19 protein-coding genes are annotated in these 17646 nt (G+C 38.5%); 16 read left to right on the forward strand and 3 right to left on the reverse strand.

Going from position 1 to position 17646, the window contains the following annotated elements:
* Window positions 1–16: 16 nt before the first annotated feature.
* Both RB160_RS03380 and RB160_RS03385 read right to left on the reverse strand, forming a co-directional pair.
* Window positions 17–1432 (reverse strand): S1C family serine protease, encoded by a 1416-nt coding sequence (locus RB160_RS03380; protein ID WP_316568788.1) that lies wholly within the window; start codon window positions 1430–1432, stop codon window positions 17–19.
* Window positions 1433–1553: 121 nt separating this feature from the next.
* On the reverse strand, window positions 1554–2876 hold the full coding sequence (locus tag RB160_RS03385; RefSeq protein WP_316568789.1) for an oligosaccharide flippase family protein: 1323 nt from the start codon (window positions 2874–2876) through the stop codon (window positions 1554–1556).
* 96 nt (window positions 2877–2972) lie between these two features.
* Here RB160_RS03385 and RB160_RS03390 point away from each other — a divergent pair, with 96 nt between their 5' ends.
* The 12 genes from RB160_RS03390 (at window position 2973) to RB160_RS03445 (ending at window position 12656) form a co-directional block, all read left to right on the forward strand.
* Window positions 2973–3464 carry a redoxin domain-containing protein gene (locus RB160_RS03390; RefSeq protein ID WP_316568790.1) on the forward strand — a complete coding sequence of 164 codons (492 nt, stop codon included), beginning with the start codon at window positions 2973–2975 and terminating at the stop codon, window positions 3462–3464.
* Between the two features lie 117 nt (window positions 3465–3581).
* On the forward strand, window positions 3582–4193 hold the full coding sequence (locus RB160_RS03395) for a peroxiredoxin (protein ID WP_316568791.1): 612 nt from the start codon (window positions 3582–3584) through the stop codon (window positions 4191–4193).
* Between the two features lie 543 nt (window positions 4194–4736).
* Window positions 4737–5627, forward strand: a complete 891-nt coding sequence (locus RB160_RS03400; protein ID WP_316568792.1) for an acyl-ACP desaturase — start codon at window positions 4737–4739, stop codon at window positions 5625–5627.
* 297 nt (window positions 5628–5924) lie between these two features.
* Window positions 5925–6272 (forward strand): PadR family transcriptional regulator, encoded by a 348-nt coding sequence (locus RB160_RS03405; protein ID WP_316568793.1) that lies wholly within the window; start codon window positions 5925–5927, stop codon window positions 6270–6272.
* Window positions 6259–7257, forward strand: coding sequence for an HAAS signaling domain-containing protein (locus RB160_RS03410; protein ID WP_316568794.1), 999 nt, complete (start codon window positions 6259–6261; stop codon window positions 7255–7257). Before RB160_RS03405 ends, RB160_RS03410 begins: the two co-directional genes overlap by 14 nt.
* Window positions 7258–7498: 241 nt before the next feature.
* On the forward strand, window positions 7499–8038 hold the full coding sequence (locus RB160_RS03415; protein WP_316568795.1) for an RNA polymerase sigma factor: 540 nt from the start codon (window positions 7499–7501) through the stop codon (window positions 8036–8038).
* The gene (locus RB160_RS03420; protein WP_316568796.1) at window positions 8031–9263 is read left to right on the forward strand and encodes a hypothetical protein; all 1233 of its coding nucleotides are present in this window, start codon (window positions 8031–8033) and stop codon (window positions 9261–9263) included. Before RB160_RS03415 ends, RB160_RS03420 begins: the two co-directional genes overlap by 8 nt.
* Window positions 9264–9737: 474 nt before the next feature.
* Entirely contained in the window at window positions 9738–10163 is a 426-nt protein-coding gene (locus RB160_RS03425) for a hypothetical protein (RefSeq protein WP_316568797.1), read from the forward strand.
* Between the two features lie 639 nt (window positions 10164–10802).
* Window positions 10803–11075 carry a hypothetical protein gene (locus RB160_RS03430; RefSeq protein ID WP_316568798.1) on the forward strand — a complete coding sequence of 91 codons (273 nt, stop codon included), beginning with the start codon at window positions 10803–10805 and terminating at the stop codon, window positions 11073–11075.
* A gap of 96 nt (window positions 11076–11171) precedes the next feature.
* Window positions 11172–11648, forward strand: coding sequence for a hypothetical protein (locus tag RB160_RS03435; protein ID WP_316568799.1), 477 nt, complete (start codon window positions 11172–11174; stop codon window positions 11646–11648).
* 149 nt (window positions 11649–11797) lie between these two features.
* On the forward strand, window positions 11798–12043 hold the full coding sequence (locus tag RB160_RS03440; RefSeq protein WP_316568800.1) for a hypothetical protein: 246 nt from the start codon (window positions 11798–11800) through the stop codon (window positions 12041–12043).
* A gap of 151 nt (window positions 12044–12194) precedes the next feature.
* On the forward strand, window positions 12195–12656 hold the full coding sequence (locus RB160_RS03445) for a hypothetical protein (protein WP_316568801.1): 462 nt from the start codon (window positions 12195–12197) through the stop codon (window positions 12654–12656).
* A 419-nt stretch (window positions 12657–13075) separates the two neighbouring features.
* Here RB160_RS03445 and RB160_RS03450 read toward each other — a convergent pair whose 3' ends face one another.
* Entirely contained in the window at window positions 13076–14239 is a 1164-nt protein-coding gene (locus RB160_RS03450; RefSeq protein WP_316568802.1) for a GNAT family N-acetyltransferase, read from the reverse strand.
* A gap of 727 nt (window positions 14240–14966) precedes the next feature.
* On the opposite strand from RB160_RS03450, the gene RB160_RS03455 reads away from it, so the two are divergent.
* From RB160_RS03455 to RB160_RS03470, 4 genes are all read left to right on the forward strand, one after another.
* Entirely contained in the window at window positions 14967–15497 is a 531-nt protein-coding gene (locus RB160_RS03455; RefSeq protein WP_316568803.1) for a DUF2628 domain-containing protein, read from the forward strand.
* Between the two features lie 138 nt (window positions 15498–15635).
* Window positions 15636–16313, forward strand: coding sequence for an NUDIX domain-containing protein (locus tag RB160_RS03460; protein WP_316568804.1), 678 nt, complete (start codon window positions 15636–15638; stop codon window positions 16311–16313).
* Window positions 16314–16489: 176 nt separating this feature from the next.
* The gene (locus RB160_RS03465; protein ID WP_316568805.1) at window positions 16490–16816 is read left to right on the forward strand and encodes a DUF3139 domain-containing protein; all 327 of its coding nucleotides are present in this window, start codon (window positions 16490–16492) and stop codon (window positions 16814–16816) included.
* 386 nt (window positions 16817–17202) lie between these two features.
* Complete coding sequence (locus tag RB160_RS03470) at window positions 17203–17580, forward strand: cupredoxin domain-containing protein (RefSeq protein ID WP_316568806.1); 378 nt, start codon at window positions 17203–17205, stop codon at window positions 17578–17580.
* Window positions 17581–17646: the final 66 nt, after the last annotated feature.

Consider the following 17646-nt stretch of genomic DNA (forward strand, 5'->3'; position numbering starts at 1 on the left):
TCCTTATAACCAACTATTACTTTTCTACATGGAAAATTAATGACGCAACCAATTGGCCTTCCTCTGGAAATACGACCAGGCTCATCGCAGAAGCCCTGTCATCCCCATTCCATGTCGCTTCGATTATATTATCGTCCCAATTGGTATCCTCGCGATCTGCAGCTTCATCCCAATCTTCCTCAATGTAGCCCTTAATTTCATCGAAGAATGCCTTTCCATCGGCATTGTCCTTAAACTCTATCAAGAAAACTACCGCTACTGAATCCAATTTTCCATTTTTGAAATTGTAAACTTCAATTACCGGGTAATCGTAATAGGAGATTTCCTCAAAAACGAGATAATCCGCTGTTTCCTCGGCTAGGTTGCCGTAGACCAGGTTAGCTTGTTTCACTTGTTCCTTAGTCATGCCAACGTACATATCATCATTTAAGTAAACCTTCAATGTTTCTTTTGGAAGAAGAGGTATGCTTTTATGTTCTGTTGCCAGATATTTTTTCCAAACAAAAGATTCGTCAATGGAAATGGCGAAATTCAAGCTGGTGCCAAAAATTCCGGCAGTCGTGATCCCGATCAATTCACCTTTTGTGTTGAACAATCCACCGCCAGAGCTACCAAATGAAATGGATGCTGACGTTTGGATCAGGCTGACTCCATCTTCATTGCGGAAACTGCTGATCAGCCCTTGGGAGACAGTATTCTGCAATCCAATCGGGCTTCCGATGGCAACGACTGTGTCGCCTTTTTTGCTGCTGTTCACTGTTCCCATGGTAGCTGGTTTAACCGATACTGGTGTGGCAAGCTTGACGATTGCAAGGTCCTTGTCAGCATCTTTTACAACGACGCCTTCAATATCAATTTCCTGGCCGTTAAGGAAGAGTGCTGTCATATTCGGGTTATGGCTTACGACATGTTCATTTGTTAAAATCAGGCTCTTGCTAATAAGGACGCCGCTGCCTTGTCCCGCAACACCATTAAGTAAAACAACTTTATCATCGTTTAGGGAGACAATTTCCTGAACGGTAAGAGTTTTGTCTTTTGGAGTGGTGGTTCCAGCCGGATTGCTGATGCACTTGACCGCATCCAGTTTAGCTTTGCTCGGTGTTTCATACTTTACTTTTGCATCACGGTTTACGTAATAGCCGCCGCCCACGCTCAGCATGCCTGGCTTAAAAGCATAGATTCTGTAAAACTCGCCTTTTTTAAGGGTTTTGGAAGCGGTCTTTTGCTCGCCGCTGACCTTGTATAGCGTCGTATTCTGCAAAACTGTCAATCTGCCAATCTGGCCGGGCTTCAACTCTACCCCATTCCAGAAAATTTTTGACTGGCCTTTAAATTGCGCGCAAAAAGAAGCATCTGCTGCTGAGGCCTGTCCGGTGTTGAAAAAGAATGTCGAACTAAGTAAAAATAAAAATGCCAATAAAACTTTCCTCATGATTGACCCCCTATAAACGAATAACTAAATATTACCATATTTAAGGGGTGGCTGTCCTGCTAGTTTTAGAAAATTTGAAATTTTATTTGTTGGGAAAATTTTTACTCGTTTAACCATCCTATCAGGGCATTTTTCCAGCCACAAGCCATGTCCGAACGCCTATCCGCTTGCAAACGGTAAAGTAATGAAGCAACGCCTGAAGTACGGCTCCGGCATTCATTCCAAGGATGACTCCTTCCATATTCAAACCGGGCATGGAGCCGAATACGAATACGGCGGCAAACGTAATTGAATTTGCCCAAATGCTATGCAGGAATGCATCTTTGATCAGCCCAGCGCCGATTAAATAAGCCTGAAGTGGGATGATGAAAAAATGAAACAGGAAGCATGGCCAGAGCATTTTTAAATAATAGGCTGCGGAAGGGGAGGAAAAGAACAGCGACGCCAATTGTCCGGAAAACATGTACATGACAAAAACGGAAACGGTTCCGTACAGCATCGTCAGCCACATCGACTGGCGCAAAAGAGCATGAAGCTTAGCCGAATCGGAACGCGCGAATGCATCGGAAACATTCGGAATCAACGCAACCATAAGCGAATGTGCAATGAACGCGGGGAAAAACCCGATGGACATCGCCACGCCCATGAGCATCCCAAAATGTTCAGTTGCCGCGAGTGACGTAAACCCTGACCGGACAAGTGTTAGCTGAATGAGGAAAGGCTGGACCGCATTGACGAACGACTGAAAAATCCGGAGGCCGACGGTTGGGACCGATACCGCCATCAGCTTTTGCCGGGCCTGTTTGGAAGAGAGAATCTCGTGCGATTGTGTTTTTAAAACCCGTACTTGAATCAGGAAAAAACTGAATAGATAGAGAAAAACAATCAGCTCGCTGCCAATCAAGGCTCCGAGCGCAATAAGGAGCGAGGTTTCAAGGCTTGAATCAAACAACTGAAAAATAGCCACGAGCAATCCAAGCTGCGCAAACTTCCGCAAGAAATTCGAAATCGCAATTTTACTCATCTGCTGGATTCCCATGAAGTAGCCGCGGGCAATCGACGAAAAAGCCGCGATCGGCACAAGGGCAAACAAAAGCCAGTGGGTATGCGCCGGAAACCTGCTGAACGCGGACGGAATGGCAGCAGCCACGCCGACCATGATGATAAAAAAGATCGTTGATAAAAGCCCAAGCCGCAACGCATGTTTTAAGAGGCTCAAATGGGTGTCCCGTTTATGTTCGGCTATGTATTTTGAAATTGAAATCGGCAATTCCAGGCTTGCAAGGATAAAAATAAGGAAAACGACCGGCATGGCGGACATGTAAAGGCCCATGCCTTCCTCCTTAAGCTCCTTCGCCAGCTGCATATTCACCAAAAACTCCACGCATTCGCTCAAAAAAGCGGCAATGATCAGGATTGCCGTCCCCCGTAAAAATGTACTCACGCTCCCACCCCCGATATTAACACGATATGAGACGAGCCGGACTTTTATGAGGAGAGGCTAATTGTTGGGAAAAATGGGGAGAATAACACCATCAATATGGAAGGAGGAATCCTTTTGGAGGCTGCTTTGAAAATAGGTGACAAGGCACCAGAATTCTCCTTGGAAGCAACAACTTCCGAAAAGCTTTCCCTGTCTGAATATCTTGGAAAAAAGAATGTGCTTGTCGCGTTTTATGGGATGGACTTCACGCCTGGCTGAATCAAGGAAATCGCCTCTTGGAAAGAGGATTACAAACGATTCGAAGAACTGAACGCGGAAATCTTGGCAATCAGTGTGGACCACATCCACTCGCACCGGGTATTCGCCGCCAGCATGGGAACACTCCCGTATCCGCTGCTTTCAGACTGGACAAAACAAACCGCTAAGGATTACGGCGTCTACAATGACAAAGGCCTTGTCGCGAAACGGTCCGTCTTTATCGTGGATACGGAAGGGAAGATAGCCTACCTGAACACATCGTTCAAGGCCGACAAGAAAGATGATTACGAAGCCGTTTTTGAGGCTTTTGGTAAAATAAAAACCCATTAAGTTCGTAAACCGTACCGAGAATGTCCATTGGTACGGTTTTTGGCGTTCCAACATAAACTATCCGGAAAACAGCATTTTTATATTTCTAAGTCTAATCTGGATAGCAGGGGTGCAGCCATGGCAAACGAAAAGGAAACGTTAGGCGGAAGGGACCTCCCATTTTGCGCACATACGAACGATGCGGCGCCATTATTTACGGCCGAGGCTTATGACAACCGCGAAAAGAAGATGAAGCAAATCCGCCTCGCCGATTACCGAGGCCGATGGGTGGTACTCTTCTTTTATTCTAGTAATTTCACCTTTGTCTGACCGACAGAATTGGCAGCGGTCGCTGCTATTCATGATCAGCTTAAAGCCATTAACACGGATGTGCTGGCAATCTGCACGGACAGTGTATACTCACATAAAGTTTTTACAGAAACTTCCCCCTCCGCGATGAAGGTGCAATTTCCCTTGCTGAGCGACCGGACCCATACAATCTGCCGGGCATACCGGGCACTGAACGAATCTTCGGGCGCGGCCTTCCGGGTAACCGTCATCATCGACCCCGAAGGAAAAATCTGCGCCAAATTCGTCTACCCTCCTGAAGTAGGCCGTAACGTCTATGAAATCCCTCGCGTTATACAGGGAATCCAATACGGCCGCATGACAGGGGAGGGCGTCCCCGCAAACTGGGTACCAGGCAACCCGGGAATTAAACGGGATACGAAGAATATTGGGAAGTATTAATGGATTATTCATTAGAAGACATTTGTCTTCGGACAGCTTTTCGGTTCAAGAGCAGAAACGAGTCAGAAGTAACCCAGCTTCTGACAACTTTTTGTTTACCGCACCGGAACATGTCAGAAGATGCCGGGTCTTCTGACAGCTTTTGGATTAAAGCAGCAAAACGAGTCAGAAGTACCCCAGACTTCTGACAGCTTTTCGATTACACGATCGAAACCAGTCAGAAGATGCCCCGTCTTCTGGCAGCTTTTTGATTACAGCACCGAAACGAGTCAGAAGCACCCTTTATATCGTCCATTTCAATGGTTACCGTTCCTAAACCATTCCGAACCAATCTCTCAATCGGACAATTTCCATTTACTTGTTTAAAAATTAATCCCTTTTACCTAGACCCTCCAATTGGGTTAACAACATAGTCGTGTGGTATACTGTTTTTGAGAACTGGTCTTAATACCAGGGGATAAATTCGGTGGAAGGCTTAATGAAATAGGTAAAAGCCACACGCTATGAACAATGGACAATTTTTTCAAACTTGGAGGGGCTATTTTGTTAACAAACCATTTGGATTTTAGACTTGAACCACGATTGAGAGAGTTGTACGAAGAGCATAAAAAAAGGGCGGATAAAATCGATTGGGGTTATCATGAATTTTTACCATGGGATAAAGCGATGGATTTCAGGCGCGTTCCTTGGGATCCAAGCCAAGTGACGCTTCCTTCATCGGTCATCACAGCTGTTGAAACAGCCCTATTGACCGAAGTGAACCTTCCTTGGTTTACTTCATATCTTGAGCAGACTTTTAAGGGATCATTATCGGTCATTAAAGAATTTGTACATACATGGACATCCGAGGAAGACCAGCACTCGAATTTGCTGGAAACGTATTTGTTGATTACCAGGAACGTCGATCCGATGCACCTGCACAAGTTGCACAAACAAACGGTTGAAAACGGCTGGAATCCTGACTTTCACACACCATTCGAAACAATGGTGTACACTTCGATGCAGGAACTTGCCACTATGGTGTTTTATTACAATGTCGCAAAAGTAGCAGCCCCTCATGACAAGGATCTTTCCAGCCTTTTAAGGCGTCTGGCCAAGGATGAAACACTTCATTACACCTTCTACCGGGAAGTAATCAAGTATCATTTGGAACTCGAGCCGAATTACTGCTACCATCTTGCGAACGTCATCATGAATTTTCAGATGCCGGGAGCTGTGATGCCTGATTTTGAAAATCGGATGGCGATCATCGCCAAGGAAGCGAACTACGGGCCGCTTGAATATTTTGACCAGGTGCTTGATGTCATCGTCGATTACTGGGATATTGAAAACCTGCGTCCAATCGCACCGGAAGCCGAAAAAGCTCGGCTTGATATTTTGAATTACCATGCGCGTTTGAAAAGAGTGAGGGATCGTTTTTATCGAAATAAATAGAATGTCGACCAGCGGGAAACTGCTGGTTTTTTTAATTTCACATGATTGCCTGCCAACCATTTAGACAGGCACAATATTATCTTCATGATGTCCCCTGCAAGAAAAACATGTGCAAAATTCCTGAGGCCGAAACGGCACTTTAGCTCAAATACTAAAGTACCGTTTTTTTTAAAGTGTTTTTAACCCTGTTTTTGGATAATTTGTAAAATTTAATTGATTTCATTTCCACAATACTGTACCATACATAGTATATAATAAATACTGTACGACACATAGTAAAAGAAATGAGGTGGGTGAATGAGTAATTTATTGGATTCCCTAATGATTGAGCTAAGGAGGGGTACTTTGACACTGGCCGTATTAAGCCAATTGCGAACCCCGCAGTATGGATATTCACTTGTTCAGTTACTGGAAGAATCGGGCATCCCGATTGACCAGAGTACCTTATATCCACTGCTTAGGCGGTTAGAGAAACAGGAGTTGGTCACGAGCAGCTGGGATACAACCGAGAGCAGACCCCGCAAGTATTATGTATTAAGCGAGTTTGGCCAGGAAATTTTCACGCAATTAAAAAATGAATGGCTCAAGAATACGAATGAACTTTACAGCTTATTAAAGGGGGAAGAGGACGATGAATCTAATTGAGATATATGTTCATGAAGTTACCAGAAGACTGCCCGAGAAAAACCGTGAGGATATTGCGCTTGAGTTGGAGTCAACGATAGCGGATATGCTTCCGGATGAGCCAACCCAGGAAGATGTGAAGGCGGTTCTGGAGAAAATGGGAAACCCGGTCAGTTTGGCGAACGGTTATCGGGATCGGCCAATGTACCTGATTGGGCCGCGCTATTTCGATGTATATGTGACGCTGATAAAAATGTTTTTTCCAATTGCGGCGGCGGTTTCTTTCATCATCGTCATTGCTCAATTTTTTATTGGATATAGTGGAAATGAAGCTGTAATGGATGTGGTATTCAATCTTATCGGGAAAGGAATATCACAAGTCATTGAGGTAGGGATCCAAGTTTTCTTTTGGTTAACGATTGTGTTTGCGGTTTTGGAAAGGGTCGATAAAGGGAATGACGATCAGCCGTTAACATCAAGTCTAAAGAAATGGACTCCGGACGATCTGAAAAATGTCACTTATCTCCCTAAGAAAAAAGCCATTTCTAATTTTGAAGTATTCTTGTGTTTAATGTGGACCGCAATTGCGGCAACAGTCTTTTTCTATGCGGATCATTTAATAGGGGTATATGAAAACGGAAGAGGCGCGCTTGAATTTGTGATCCCAGCTTTTAATCAGGACGTTCTACTTCGATTTTGGCCGATAGTTGTAATAATGATTGGTTTAGAAATTGCGCTATCCCTTTATAAATTGATAAAGGGGAAATGGACGAAGCGAATGGCGCTTTACACTACTGTTATCCAACTCATTGAAACGATCGTAGTCATCGTAATCCTAGTCACCCCAAATATCCTAAATACTAATTTCCTTACCTATATGGCGGATTTATTTAACACTACAAACGATCAGTTTAAAACGTGGATACTTGGCGGATCAATCTTCTTAATGATTTTTGGAACGGCATACAATATATTTGATGCATTTCGGAAAGCTAACAAAAATTAGCCTTCCTGCCTCTTAACAAGTCGCTGCCGGTTTACAATTTTCTCAAAAGTGCCATCCAGGGCAAAACGTTATGTAACAGAATGTAGAGAACTAACCGCCTTGTTGTTTTCGACAAAAGAAATCAACAAAGCGGTTTTTTGTCTTCAGTAAACTAGTTAGGTACGATAAAAGAAAGGCATATAAAATAAACGGGTCAAATCTATCTTTACATTCGTCTAATCTTTTGAAGGGAGGGGCGGCGGTGTTTATTCAAGAAAGTATTGATGTAGAAATAACTAACGAGGTCCTCTTGAATCAGTTAATGCTGAAGTATGGAGCTGAGTTAAAACGGATCGCCTATTTGTATGTAAACGATCAAATTGAATGTGAGGATATAATTCAGGAAGTTTTTATTACTTTTTATAAAAATATGGCCAAGTTTCGGCATGAAGCTAGTTATAAGACTTGGCTGATTCGAATCACAATTAACAAATGCAAAGATCATCGTAAACGATGGAGCATTAAGAATCTAATTTATAAACCAGAAATTCATCCATTGAATACAAGTCAATCATCCGAAAATATGTTTATTCAGCAACAACATTCCAATGAAATAATAGAACAAATCGCTAGTCTTTCAGGAAAATACAAAGAGGTTCTCATTCTATATTATTATCAGGAAATGAACATGAGGGAAATTGGTGAGGTCCTAAATATTAGCATAAATACCGTTAAATCAAGACTGTTACGTGGAAAAGAGGCTCTTCAAAGTAAACTTGAAAGGGGTACCAACCTTGAATAACTTTGATAAGAACATATCAGATAACGTGAAGAGCTATTTAAAAGAGAATGTTAAATTTTCGGCTGAAGAAAGCGAAAAAATTCGCCTAAAAATCCAGCAAGGAAGTCGTATATCAAGAAAGTTTAATCCCTTATATTGGACAGTTTTGGCTTCTGCTGCCATTATTTTTCTCGTATTAAGCCTACCCTTTCTAAAAGACTCTTTTGTGGGTCCAGAAAACGGGCCTGCTGTACAGGGTTCTAGTAGTGACTTACCTGAGGGTGAAGAATTAGCGGTAGACTTGTCTGACATAGAACAAATGAATATTGGTGCCGAAATGCCCCGACTTTTATATGCCGATAACAACATAGTAGTTATGCAGGGTACATTTGGAGTAATCGTATATAATATGAAAGATTCAATAGTATCTAATCGAATCTCATATGAGCAAATTAAGTCATATGGCATCTCAATGATGTTGGCATCTGTATCACAAGATGGTACAACAATCTATATTGGAAATGACGATATGTCTATGTCTAACGAATTTGTATTTACTCATCAATACAATATTAGTACTAGAGTAATCAAAAAAACGACACAACAGCCAACAAGCTTGTATAGACCTAAAACGATTGAAGCACCTGGTTATCATGAGCAATACGACGATTTACAATATCTTACTAGTCACAATATTGTAGAATTGGATCATTCATTTATCTATCTACGCTCCTCAGACTGGAATATGAAAAACCTACAAATTGTTAATTGCCAGTATGAAGATGGTGAAAGCAAAGTTTTTGATGTTTTCTTTCCATCCATCTCTAATAACGAAACTCCACCACCTTTAGAAAATCACTCCTATGATCTCGCTACACTGTTAAAAGAAAACTCACACTACCAAGACCTATATCAAACATTGTCCAAAGCAATCCAGTCGGAAGAGGGCGCGAAGGTATTCATCCATTATCTTCATGCGCTTAAACAACAAGACATGGAGGAAATTAAAAAGTACGCATTTACAAGAATGGAATCCGAAATCGAGGAACTGATTGAAACTTATAATAAAATCGACTATGAAACGATTACGATTGACAAAACCATTCCAAGTAAAGCGGAGCCCAGCCATGAGGTACAGCTGACATACCAAATAAAAGGAAATGCCGAAATAAAAGCAAGGACGATTCACATCCATGTAAACGATGGAGTTAACATCGATATCTCTGAACCAGATACCATACTTTAGTATTTATCTCATGCTTGTAACAGTTGGGTTTATGATTTTTCTGGTTGGAAAAACAAGCCGATTCAAGGTCTTTTCTTGAATCGGCTTTACTTTAGGGCTATTCGTTCTTTACCAAATTATCTACTTTCCCTCTAGTTCTACTTGAATACGACCGGTTCCATTAAATATTGCTCATAGCGTGCGATTTCAAGCTTTACTGGATTTGTCGGTTGGTTCGTTCATTTGGGATTGACGTAATTTTTAAAGAGGGATTACCTTTCTAGTAAATAAACACTACTAAGGATCGTCATAATAGTAAAATTGGCAAAACTCATCGCCGAGGTTTGCCATTGTTCCATTCAAATATGATGTCTTATAAAATGGCATTATATGGTTATTTTAAGTTAGCTATGGTAAATTGAAAGCGGAACCAACTTGGTAAACCTTTTCTGCAAATACAGCGTTTTTAAGAAGAAAGACAGGGGAGGATACGATTTGACGAAAAAATTCTATGTTCTTTTGTTGGTAATAATAATCGCCGTAATTGCTTTTTTCGGATATAAATATCGGGAACAAAATCTGGCTGATTTAGTGAAAATTAAAGACGTCAAGAAAGTGTATATCATAATGGGAAATAAGGGGCCAGAGGAATTTCAACTTATAAAACCAGACGATGAAACCATTCATGACCTCTCAGAATTTCTTGGTCAATACCGTGTTAAATTAACAAATCAAGAAGGTTGGAGTTCTGAACATCCAAATGAACAATTTACACTTTACCTCGGTTATATAGATGGGGATTTGAAAATATATACCTTTGAGCGAGACATTGTAGCATGGTCCCGAGGTTATAAGGTATTGAATCCGCCTCTGGATTATAAGGCCATTGAGAAACTCGAACAAAGGCTTATTTCTGAATAGTTAAGATTGAAGTTGAACCTTGTCTATTTGCATCTATGCTAAATGTAAAAATAGGAGGGGAAGAGAATTCTATTCAAGTTATCACTGCTTTGGTCTCTACTGTTGTCTGCTCGCTATATATGCTGCGACCAACAAGTATAAGCATAAGTACTGACCTAAATATAATGATGATCTTCTTTTTCGGGTATCTTATTTTAGGAATTCCCGCTTCATATCTAATTGACATAACTAATCAAAAAATTATAATACGGAACAGTATTTGGAGATATTTTTTCAATGTCGTTATGTACGGAATATTTGGGGTAATCACATTTTATATTCTATTAGCTTTCTTAGCAGGAGAGCTAATCTTTAGGGATATTTCCAACGTGCTGGGCGGGTTTATCCCTTCACTCATATTTTATCATGTGTTTTTATTGTTAAAAGGTCTGCTCATCATTATTAGAGTAATAAAGAAGAGTAAGGGATTTCTAACTAGCAGATGAAGCAGGAAAGCAGAACCGTCCTCTGCTTCACTGCGTTCCTTTAGTTGTGAAGAAATTAGGGCGTGATGTTCTAGGAAGAACCTCCGCCCTTTTATTGTTGAATTCCTTATTGAACAAACGGGCAGAAGAGTTAAAGACAATAAGGGAGGTTAACATGAACTTTATCGTGAATGTGGTTTTCCTATTCGTGAGTTTGGTTAATTACTATTGGCTATCATTGGCTGTGGGCTTTTTATATGTACACATCACGACAGATGTACTCGGGATGCTCCTTCTTGTAGGGCTTATAATAGGTCCAATTTTGTCAATTGGACTTTCAATCCTTACTTTTATAAAGCTGTGCGAGATGCCAAAAAGAGGGAGGCTTGCATTGATTGGTGTTCATACAATCTTACTTATTTTTGCACTGATTTTTATTCTTTTTTGATGAATTTCTTATTAAGCAAACGGGGCAGCATTCCTGAAGAAGGAATAGCCACAATGTGGAAATATACAGGATGATTATTGGTTAGGTGGTGTGCTTATGGAAATAAAATTGGTGGCAGAAGTATATAGAATAGGGATTTCAATAGGTTTTTTAACAATAAAGGGAATGATAAAATGGGCAGACACAATAATTGATAACCTTGATTCTCCACCTTATGAAATTATTGAGTTATCCTTATCTACTAAAGAAAAGCAAGATGAAATTTGTTTAAAGTTAATGATGGTCAAGGGAGAGATTGATAATAGTCTTCCTCCAAAAATAATATTAGGATTGCTAAGTGAATATCTAAATGCAACTAAAGATATTTCTAGCGTTATAAGTATGCTGGATAAACTAATAAAGTATTTGCCTATAAGTAATGAGTGGATAGAGCTGGAGATTCACTTTTTATCAGACGGGTTTTATTTAGCAGAGCAAGGTATTGGAGACATAGAAGAAGTGTTTAATAATCTAAAGAAATTTCTAAATCAATTCGTTGATAATAATAAATATTTATTGATGTTATTCAACTAAAGGGTGGGTTGTTCCAGGAAGGACTAACCTCCTTTTTGTTGAATTCCTTATTGCACATACGAAGCAGTTTAGCGGAAGAAGGAATCCGTAGTAAATACTAGAATAAATATAAATAACGGCAGGTAATTGAAAAAGGGAGTTGGGGAGTTATGTCCAAGTTATTTGGATTTTTAATAATTAGTTTATCACTACTTACAGCCTCAATTTTATTGCAAGTTGCTATGGCAGCAGGGCAAAGTTTGCATACTGTTTCTGTTTTGCTCATTTTAATCGTTTTTATTCTTGGTATTTTAATGCTGATACCTAAAGGTAAGGATCAAAACAATGAAGAGGTATTAGTGCCAAATGAAGAAATAGAGGCAGAATTACTGAATTCTAACTCTAAAAATCAATAAAATCGCTGGATACGATGAACTGCTGAAGAATGATGTAGTGAATTCCTTCTTGTACTAACGAGTTTAGTTAAAGAAGGAAATCTGAGAACTATTATAGAACTCTAGAGAATATGTATTGTAAAAATAAGGGGTTTGTAAATAGGAGGGCTTTATGAAACGATTTTATTGGATTTTCATAGCTATTATCATTTCTGTTTATATGTTTAATGATTACATTCTCCCTTTGTCATCAGATAAAGTATTTAAAAACATTGGTGATATAGAAAAAATGTATATTCATCTTTCTAGAAAAGATGACAATCTATACACCTACGATAGTGTACCAATAGAAGACAGAGAATATCTAACACAATTCTCTGAAACAATAAAATCCGTTAAATACTCCAGAATATTAAATTCCAAAGATATTATAAATTTTTATGATTTTTTTAGGCTGAGCATAGTTTCTAATACTTTTGTTTACACCTTGGATATAAATGAAAATGGTTATATTACTTTGACAGATATAGATAATAAAAAGTATAAAATAAGAAATGAAGAAGGCGAGGCAGTATATAAAATAATAGAGGAAATCCTTGAAGAGTCTGGAGCTTCTATTGTTAATAAGGATTGATAACATTAGTTTACTAAAATAGAACTAACAGATAATTCAAGAAGGATTATCGCTTATTTTTGTTGGCTTATTAAGCTAACGGTGCATTTTATTTGAAGAAAAAAATTTTAGGTAATTCGACAATTGGGCCAGTTTGGTGAACTAATAGACAGGATATTTCAATTAAAGCAGTAAAGTGAGGTTGTCCTGAAAAATGCTGAATATCAAATTTCAGGAGCAACCTCTGTCATAATTTCAAGCGTTAAGATCTTGACCAATATTAACTTAAATTAACTGCAAATAGTCAAAGGAATCTGTACCCTTACTGTGTAGTTCAACTAAATTACCAGGAACGTTAGCTTTATTGAGAAAATTGCTTCAAAAAAGTTCCTATAGTTTTGGCGGCAATAATTAAAGTGGATAAGGCAGTATTTGTTAAACTAATTCATAAGTAACTCTGAAAGTATGAGTGCGATCTGTTCGCTATTCTCTTCTCTATAGACATATTCATGATAATGTGGTTGATGGATATCTCTCCATCCCTTATCTGTAGCCTTTTTGTAATAATGTTTCGCCTGTTCTATTCCGCCTGTCAAATAAAACATACAGGCTGCATTCCAATATAATGCCTTATCTCCATTCCAGTCCCAACCTTTATCAAGTGCTTGAGCATAACTCCAAGCTGCACGGGCATAATCTTTCTCCACATCATACTTACGATCACCACGCATATAATGGTTTCCGTTGACAAGGAGGTTGTTTAAAGGATGATTCCAACCAAACAGAACAGGAAAATCCGCAAGCGGCTTGAAACCAACAGACAGAGCTGTTCGCTGAGAAGCTATGTTGTTTGACCAACACTGCCAACCAACTTTTCTGATACCCCTCTGTTTCGCGAGCGCGAGTGTACCTAATGCTGTTTTTCGTGCCCACCCGTTACGTTGATAGTTTTCATCTGTTTCAATACCGATTTCACACTCATCATCAACTACCCAATCCGTTAGGCACCAGCTAATAATGGTCGGCCCCTGAGACGTATCTTGTATAGCAACACAACCGAAGCCCTTATCCTCGTATGCTTCAATTGAAGGCCAGTTCTCTAGAATTTCACTTATTACTTCACTTAGCCCTACTACATCTTGACGTTGCAATACGTTGCCATTTATCGGGACAATACTATTATCAGCGGGAACTTCTATACTGCTCAAATTGTGAGTAAAGATCATTCGCCCACTTCTCATAGGCAATAAATCCTTCATAACAATCTGGAGAATACCATCCCATTTTCCATCTGTGGGATAAAACAGTACATAATCTAACTCTCCATTCGAGGCAAACTCAGGTAAAAGCTCATCTTTGACTAAATTATTGGCTTCTTCGAAAAATCGGTTGTTCTCTGTACTACCCCCTAGAAAAATGCCTTGAGGGCTTGTCAACAATGCTGATGTACCGTCATTAGACAGAAAGACCCTGCCTGGTACAGTGCCTTTAATGACACCTTTAATTGATAAATGATGCTTCAACGCTTCAAAAAGACCTGCTGCTTTATAAAAGTTTTCGCTAGTCAGTTCAATTCCTTGTACCATGTTTTTTGAGTACATCATATTCATTTGCCTCCCATGAGCTTATGAGAGGTTTTATTCAACTAAATAAAATATAAACCTCTCACTCGCTTCTCGATTTGTTTGTTCTTAACCAAACACCATCACTCCCTTAAACGTATTACAGGATTAAGATTTAAGATGCCCTCACCCAATTATGGATTAATTATCCAATTTATTCAAGATGGCTTTTATATTAGATGCACGATACGTAAGAATAAGAGTATGGTACTTAAAGTAGTTTAATGCGACATTAGAAGTGAGCTTAGTAATGAGAGGTACCTCACAAATTCCTCCACTTTTTAGGTTTGATGTGTCTTTAATGGCAAGGTATTAAAATCCAAACCCCAGTGATATTTAGAGTGAAATATAATTGTAGTCTTCAACAATCAGGCTCTTTTCTTAAATAAAAACGCGGCTTTTTGCATGGAACACATTTAAATTATTGAGTTTATGAGGTGTAAAAAAAAGTTTGTGAGGTGTTGTACATAAAGTAACGGGTGATTTGATCCAAGAAGGATTAAGGCACCTTTTGTTGAATTCCTTATTGAACATACGGTGCAGGTTAGTACATTAAGACTCGTGACTAAAGGTCCCATTTGTGTCAATATGATACTAATATGAATACTTGAAAAAAATGGAATTATCAAGCACCTATAATCCAAAGGGACTTTAATTTCTATTTTTTCTTGTGTACGGAAAAATCTTCAGATGGGAAGAAGTGATTTATATGGGATATTTCGGAATAACTAAATGGAATTTTAGTGAAGTCAATGACAAAGATAGGTTGGGAGTATTTATAGGGGAAAGTAAAAAAGATAAATATCTACGTAAATTTGGCATGAGGCTTTATGATGAAAGTTGTATAAACTTACCCCGCCGAGCAAAACTATCGTGGAATTGGAGTGCATTCCTTGGTGGTGTACTTTGGTTGGGATACAGAAAAATGTATATCGAACTAATAGTTCTTTCTACTTTAGTTATGCTACCCAATTTAATCTTTTCTGATATAAGTGATACACAAGATACAATAATAACGGCTTTGTATTGGCTTGTACTTGGACTCATATCTAATTCATTATACTTTGCTAAGTGTAAAAGAGAGATAACAAGGATAAAGAGTTTAAATCTTTCTCTATATGATGAATTAGAGGTTCTAAAACAAAAGGGTGGAACTAGTGTAGTAGGCATATTCATAAGTGTCTTAACACTAATTATTGATTTAGCAATATACGTTATTGCCCATTTATACTTAATATAAAACTCCCAATTCACCTAAAAATGTAATATAAACAAGGTTGAGATTAAAGGTCTGTTATAGAACTACCGGGTGCGTTAATCCAGGCAGGATTAGCCACCTTTTTTGTTGAATTCCTTATTGAACATACGGGGCAGGTTAGTGGCAGAAGCAGGGATATATTTAAAAGATAAAGAATTTATACATGACCTTATTTATAATTATTTTAGAAATTATACTATTGAGTTATCAAGGGGTGTTAAAGTGAATATAAAACAAGTTTTTTCTTATTATCCTCATTCAGAAACTGCAGATAATAAATTTAAATTTTGCCCTTGTTGTGGAAAAGAATATAGACCAGATAGTTTGCTAAAATGTAGTGAATGTGGTTACATCTTTTATCGCAACCCAACTCCTGTTGTAGTCGTATTTATTGAGAAAGAAAACCAGGTATTGTTAGGTCTGCGAAAGGGGAGATATGGACATAACAAATGGGGTTTTCCTGGAGGCTTTATAGAATTCGATGAGGATTTCCTAACAGCTGCACATAGAGAGGTAAAAGAAGAGACCAATTTACATATAGAGATTTGCTCGGTCCTAAATGTAGTAACAAATTATATCTCACCTAGTTTACACACAATTGCAATAGTGTTACTTGCAAAAGTAGTATCTGGAGAAATGAAACCAAATGATGACTTGAAGGTATTAGAATGGTATAGTTTCAATTCTGGTTCTGAAATACCAGATATGGCTTTTGATTCAGAGAAATTCATTATTGAACATATAGATAACCTTAAGAAAAGTACCATACCTATAGATATTACCTTTAGCAAATTTTAACCTACTGAAATATGCTAATCTTTATTAAAGTAAAGGGTGCGTTGATCCAAGAAGGATTAACCGCCTTTTTTGTTGAATTCTTTATTAAACAAACGGGGCAGATTAGTTTAAAAAAGGTTTTTACAACCACTTATAGAGATTATTTACTTTGAGGCCATAAAAGGGGGGAGTTATATATGAATAAAAAATTTTTAATACCGATTACTATTATTTTATGGCTAATAATAATATTTCCTTTCTGTATTTATGGATATATAAAATATCAACTTTATTCTTTAAAAAATGATACTTATACTTATCTAATAAAAAAATATGATAAGGAAAAAATTCAAAAAGTCGAAACTCAAAAGTTACCAAAAGGCGGTTATGCGGCTTATGTAACCTTTAAAGATGAGCCTGAACATACTTATGAATATTTCCGTGTAGACGGAAAAATTAGACAGGGTTCTAACTTTCCCTATGAAGAAGATACTCAAAAATACCATTACTTAGAATATGAATAAAGATAAATGAAAAATGGCTTCGCTTTATGAGATAAATGTTTACATCCTTATCCAATAACATCAATATTACAAAATTGTGAAAAAATGCACTTACACTAACGGGTGTTTATGTTCAACAACGCACTAATATAAAGCAAGCTCAGGGCTCATTTACGGCTCTGAGCTTTTTGTATGCTAATTTGACTGCTAAAGTACCTGCTAATTCAATTATGAATATCCGTGAGAATAGTACTGGAAATTAGAATTTTGTACTTGAAAACCGAACCCGTTTATTGGAGCCATCTTTTTTCTTTTTCAAAAATAAGAAATTGCTTCTTATCCCCCCAATTTAGTGATAATTTTTATCGATTTGGTAAAAATAGCCCTAGAAAAGGAGGGATTCCAGAATGTTTGTAAAAAGGTTAAGCGTTTTACTCTTAATGGTTATGGCTGTGATTACTTTAGGCTCATTCAATGTATTTGCTGAATCCAGTGTAGATACACAGCCTAGTGAGCGAGAGAATGCGATTCAAGTCGAGTTGAACGATGATTACTTTAATCCGAAAACGATCACTTTGCCAAATGGACGAGCAACAACGCTTATATTGAAAAACAATGGCCAGAAAGAGCACACTTTTACAGTGGAAAGGCTCGGAATTGACGCCGTTGTCCAGGCGGGAACAACAAAAACCATTAGCGTAAAACCGAATATGCCGGGTACATATGATTTGATATGCCGGTACCATTATCAGCAGGGAATGGTTGGAAAAGTAATAGTCAAATAAAGTTTTTTTCGCAGCAAAGGGCTACTAAGGTAGCTCTTTTTATTTTCAAAAAAAGACAGGCTCGTT

Source organism: Neobacillus sp. YIM B06451, from assembly GCF_032667185.1.
Lineage (GTDB): Bacteria > Bacillota > Bacilli > Bacillales > Cytobacillaceae > Bacillus_D.

What these genes read in the sequence shown, in the direction of transcription:
- RB160_RS03445 (WP_316568801.1), top strand. Translation starts at nt 12,195, where the DNA reads ATGAAACGATTTTATTGGATTTTCATAGCTATTATCATTTCTGTTTAT.
- RB160_RS03470 (WP_316568806.1), top strand. Translation starts at nt 17,203, where the DNA reads ATGTTTGTAAAAAGGTTAAGCGTTTTACTCTTAATGGTTATGGCTGTG.
- RB160_RS03410 (WP_316568794.1), top strand. Translation starts at nt 6,259, where the DNA reads ATGAATCTAATTGAGATATATGTTCATGAAGTTACCAGAAGACTGCCC.
- RB160_RS03405 (WP_316568793.1), top strand. Translation starts at nt 5,925, where the DNA reads ATGAGTAATTTATTGGATTCCCTAATGATTGAGCTAAGGAGGGGTACT.
- RB160_RS03450 (WP_316568802.1), bottom strand. Translation starts at nt 14,239, where the DNA reads ATGATGTACTCAAAAAACATGGTACAAGGAATTGAACTGACTAGCGAA.
- RB160_RS03455 (WP_316568803.1), top strand. Translation starts at nt 14,967, where the DNA reads ATGGGATATTTCGGAATAACTAAATGGAATTTTAGTGAAGTCAATGAC.
- RB160_RS03440 (WP_316568800.1), top strand. Translation starts at nt 11,798, where the DNA reads ATGTCCAAGTTATTTGGATTTTTAATAATTAGTTTATCACTACTTACA.
- RB160_RS03435 (WP_316568799.1), top strand. Translation starts at nt 11,172, where the DNA reads ATGGAAATAAAATTGGTGGCAGAAGTATATAGAATAGGGATTTCAATA.
- RB160_RS03465 (WP_316568805.1), top strand. Translation starts at nt 16,490, where the DNA reads ATGAATAAAAAATTTTTAATACCGATTACTATTATTTTATGGCTAATA.
- RB160_RS03430 (WP_316568798.1), top strand. Translation starts at nt 10,803, where the DNA reads ATGAACTTTATCGTGAATGTGGTTTTCCTATTCGTGAGTTTGGTTAAT.
- RB160_RS03380 (WP_316568788.1), bottom strand. Translation starts at nt 1,432, where the DNA reads ATGAGGAAAGTTTTATTGGCATTTTTATTTTTACTTAGTTCGACATTC.